General features: G+C 67.9%; 5 protein-coding genes. All 5 read right to left on the bottom strand.

Going from position 1 to position 4,348, the window contains the following annotated elements:
* Positions 1 to 75: 75 nt before the first annotated feature.
* A complete protein-coding gene (locus ACZ7NC_RS44615) occupies positions 76 to 1,329 on the bottom strand; it encodes a hypothetical protein (protein ID WP_471497907.1) in 1,254 nt (417 codons plus the stop codon).
* Entirely contained in the window at positions 1,326 to 2,402 is a 1,077-nt protein-coding gene (locus ACZ7NC_RS44610; RefSeq protein ID WP_471497903.1) for an FAD-binding oxidoreductase/lyase, read from the bottom strand. Before ACZ7NC_RS44610 ends, ACZ7NC_RS44615 begins: the two co-directional genes overlap by 4 nt.
* 90 nt (positions 2,403 to 2,492) lie before the next feature.
* Entirely contained in the window at positions 2,493 to 3,770 is a 1,278-nt protein-coding gene (locus ACZ7NC_RS44605; RefSeq protein WP_471497900.1) for a hypothetical protein, read from the bottom strand.
* Between the two features lie 4 nt (positions 3,771 to 3,774).
* Positions 3,775 to 4,044, bottom strand: coding sequence for a hypothetical protein (locus tag ACZ7NC_RS44600; RefSeq protein WP_471497897.1), 270 nt, complete (start codon positions 4,042 to 4,044; stop codon positions 3,775 to 3,777).
* Position 4,045: 1 nt separating this feature from the next.
* The coding region (locus ACZ7NC_RS44595; protein WP_471497895.1) for a C40 family peptidase at positions 4,046 to 4,348 on the bottom strand (303 nt) is incomplete at its 5' end.

Below are 4,348 nucleotides of genomic sequence, written 5' to 3'. Positions count from 1 at the left end.
GCGTTTTCGGCCTTTCGCGCTAGGCACACCCGCCTGACCTGCATCGATACCTCACCGCACCCCCAAGAACCCCGCTCAACTGTGGAACGCAGGTCGGTCCTGGCCTTTGTAGATGTCGGAGTCAGTCGCGGGCGCAGCGGTGTCCTGCTCGACGGCCAGGGCCTGCTGTGCCATGCGGCGGCGAGACGAGGTATCCGTCAGTTGGGCTTCGTCCTCGCTGATCACTGTCTGGACGATGTCGACGTAGTCAGGGCCGACCTTCCACACGGCCTGGCCCGGGTCCAGGGTCGGGATCCTGTCGACTGCCCAAGCGGGCAGGTTGAGCAGGGCGCCGACGATGGCGGCCTCTTCCGGTCCGAGGCGTCCGACGTGGGCGACCTCGCACAGCCGCGCGAGGTCCTGGGCCTTGCCGTCGCCGAGGTCGGACAGCGTGTGCATCACGACGTCCAGCGACAGGTTGGCCTTGCGGGAGTTCTTCAGCAGTCGCTGGATGAGTTCACTGGTGGCTGGCGCCAGCAGGATTTGCCAGGCCTCTTCCAGGACGAGGTGCCGGTGCCGGGCGGTCGACTGCGGCAGCCACACGTGTTCTACCCAGCACGCCACGGCGGCCATCAGAGACGGGATTGCCGGGGAATTGCGGTCGAGTTGGGAGAAGTCGAAGGTCAGCATGGGCAGGTCGGTTTCGGGGAGGCCGGCACTGTCGCCGTCGAACAGGCCGCGAAGGCTGCCTTCGGTGTACCGGGACAGCGCAATGGCGGCGTTCTCACCCCACTCGGTCAGCTTGGCGGCGGGCCAACGTCCGTCTTCTGGCTGGACCAGAGCGTCCGCCAGGCCGTTGAGTGATGTTGCCTTCGGGTGGTTGAGGGCGTGCTGGAGGGCGTGGGTGGCCTGGGGGGTGAGAGCGCCGGGTTCCACGGCGGCGATCAGCGATCGCACGAGCTGCTCGCGGACCTCACGCGGGAACAGGTCGCTGACCGGATTGAGGGTGAAGGAGCCGGCCTCGACAACTCGGCCTCCGACGGAGCGGGTGAGGGGGGCCCACTCGCCGGCGTTGTCCTCGCCAAAGGAGTCAATGACCACGTACTGGTGGCCGTTTGCATGAATCTCACGGTTGCCGCGGACCTTCGCGGTGGTGCTTTTGCCGGAGCCGAGACCGCCCAGGGCGATGGAGTTGGTCGACGGCAGGATGGCGTCGTCGGCCAGGACAGGGGAGAGGGCGAACGGACGGCCGTCCAGCAGCGAACGCCCAATCGGGATGCCGGGGAAGCGGGTGCTGGAAGCGACGATCGGTGCCGTGATCGCGGCGTGGTTGGAGGGCAGGCGAATCACAGGATCGCCCCTTTCCTGGTGGAGGCTCCGTGCGGAGTGGTCATCACGTGAGCGCGGTGCTGCTGGCCGGCAAGCCAGTCGAGACGGATGCGGTGCCGGTCGGCCATGAGGACGGCCTGCCAGCGTGCGTCGGTGACGGCCTCGGGGCTGTCGCCCCACACCGTCAGGTAGGCGTCGATGTCCACGAGCGTGGCGCCCTGAACGAGCGCGCCGTGTGTCGCGGTGCTGGCGAGGTCGTGCGTGTCCTGCTTGACCTTGTCCGTGGTGAAGGCCTCGCTGGCGGCGCGCTGCCACTTCGCTGACCGGCGGGACTGGCCAGCTGGAAGCGGCCGGTACAGGACGGCCAGCGACCGTTCGTCGGCGCCCTGGCCCAGCAGGAGCTTCGGCATGAGGTCGCCGCCGGTCTCCTCAGGCCAGGCGGTGATCCGTGCGGTCGCCGCGTGACGGCCATCTTCCAGGCCGACCCATCCCGGGCCCCGCGTGGTGACGGCAGGGACTGGCTCGGGCTCCACCAAGGTCAGGACGCCGAGACCGGCGAGCTCACTGGCCAGGGTGTCGACAATACGGGCGGGCTGTCCGACCAGGCCTTTGGGGACGTGGACGGAGATCGTCTGTGTGTGGGCGGTGTAGTCGTCCACGGTGGTGTGGTGGGTGACGTGCAGCTGGATGCCTGCGTTGCGGGCTTGGTCGCCGGCGAAGGTGAGGGCGCGGGAGAAAGCCTCATGCCATGCGGCGCGCAGCTGGAGGTCCTGCATGGTGCCGTGCTCCGGGTACAGCGTCCATGTGGTGGTCACGCCCGCGTCGGTGGTCATGGAGGCCGGGGCGGTGAGTTCGCGCAGTCGCCGGTAGCCGACAGTCGCCCACCGTGCGAGGGAACGCGGCCCCGGCGCGAGGTTGAGCAGCGCGGCGGTGGCACCGACTGCACCAAACGTCCAGATCGGTGGCGGGGTAAGCATCGCCGACATCAGGACGGCGCCCCCGACCCCGGCGTTCGCTTTCGTCAGCAGAGTCTCGACAGGGCTCAGTCCGCGCTGCAGGGCGGGAACGCGGTAGCCAGTAGTCAGGGAATACACGACAGGTCCTCCTCGGAGGTGGGCCTGGCCCCGGCGTTCACCCATCACCACTGCAAGCGGAAGGAGCGAACGCCAGGGCCAGATGGGGGATTACGGATGGCCCGGCGTAGTGGGTGCCGGTTGTGGGGTCGGTGCCGGAGACGGCGCCGGGGTGGGGGCCGGCCGGTTGGCACCCGATCGCGGAGCCGAAGTCCCTCCAGGCGCAGGCTGAGCAGCGCGCGCCTGTCGGCGGGCCTGGCTGATCTGCGCGGTACGAGCCGCATCCCGCCCGGCCTTCTCGCTGGCCGATGCGGTTGTCAACCGCCCCTTCTGTTCCCGGTGCTTGATGCCGTAGGCGGCGAAGAGAACGCCACCGTCCTGTGACATGGCACGGCGGGGGGTGTCCACCGTGCGCGGCCCGCGCGGTGTCGTCTCCTGCTCGTAGTAGTCCGGCGCACCGGCACGCACGACCGCCCGCGCGAGCGGGTTGTCAGTCCTGCGCTCCACCAACGCCCGGGCGGCGCCTGCCACTCGGGGACCGAAGTACGGAACCCCATGGAAGACCATCCTGAGCATGAGGACGTCCGCGACGACCAGCAGGAAGGCGTCCATTACGAGCGCGCCCTCTGCCAGCTGCACGAAAGGGCTGACCAGCAGCAGAGCGAAGGGGGCGAACATCAGCCCCAACAGCCGCTGCGCCCACGCCTTGACCGCCGACGTGTCGCCCCCGCGAGCCAACGAGGCCAGCACCAAGGGAGCCATGCAAACGAACATCAGGATGCCGAGATTGCGCGTCATAAAGACCAACGCTGCGAAAGCGAGGGCGACTACGAGCGCGGCAAGGATCAGCAGCACCGACAGCGGGTTGTCTGCGTCTGCTGCGTCATCCATGTCCTTGGCGATCACGCTGAACAGCGTGGACTCGTTGCTGCTGAACATCGTCGTGAACGCTGCGCTCAGCGCCTTGTTCAGTAGCATCACGACGCCTGGGACCGATGCCATTCCGGCGACGGCAGCGAGTGTCCATCCGGTCGACGCACCCAGTTGCTTGAGGCGTGGTGCGCCCCGCCACGCGGTCAGGGCGCACACGACGACCACGCACACGAAGATCGCGACAGCCAGGTGCTGGCCCAGCCATAGAAACTGCTGGTAGATCCAACTGTCGGGATTCTCCGGCGCCCACGTACTGTCCGGCGCCACCAGGCCTTGCAGCTTCTTGATCAGACCTTCTGCCAGTTCACGTACGTTGCTGGCGGCCCCGTCTGTGAGGCCCTGGCCTCCGCCGACCCCGGGTGGCCCGCCCCGGCCCCCACCGTCGTTGTCCCTGACGCAGTACTCGTAGCCGGGCGTGCCTTTGAGGAGGTCGCACGGGTCGTCGGTGTCTGGCATGGGATCAGCCCTTGGCCTCGGTCACGGTGCTGAACAGGGTGTCGCCGTACAGCGCCAGCACCACGGCGACGAACAGGGTGCCGACCGCCATCGAGCCCTTGCGGAGGGCGCCCTTGGGGTCGTTGGACAGCTGGAGCAGCATGCGCAGCGCGATGATGGCGATGACGGCGGCGATGCCCTTGGTGACCAGGCCGCCGCCGGTGAGGCCGATGGTGTCGAAGAAGTCCTTGAAGCCGGTGCTCATGTCGACGGGCTTGGCGAGGAACTTGGGCATGTCAGATCTCCTTGTTGTTGTGTGCGGTGGGGCGGGCGACGGCGAGCAGGTCGTGCATGGTGTCCAGGGGCGAATAACGGACCTGGGTGCCGGGTCGGGGGGCGTCGATCATGTAACCGCCGCCGATGTAAATGCCGACGTGATGAATGCTGGCCGCGCTCTCTCCGTAAAAGACGAGGTCTCCGCGTCGCATCCGGCCGGGCTTTACTGGTTCCGATGCGGCATATTGCTGCGCTGCCGTGCGAGGCAGGGCGATGCCCGCTTTTGCGTAGGCGTAGAGCGTGAGTCCGGAGCAGTCGAAACC

The sequence above is a fragment of the Streptomyces sp. NPDC111802 genome (genome assembly GCF_055634335.1).
This window is presented reverse-complemented; position numbering and strand designations above follow the sequence as displayed.

Coding starts and splice junctions, on each gene's coding strand:
- ACZ7NC_RS44605 (WP_471497900.1), bottom strand. CDS start 3,770: ATGCCAGACACCGACGACCCGTGCGACCTCCTCAAAGGCACGCCCGGC.
- ACZ7NC_RS44600 (WP_471497897.1), bottom strand. CDS start 4,044: ATGCCCAAGTTCCTCGCCAAGCCCGTCGACATGAGCACCGGCTTCAAG.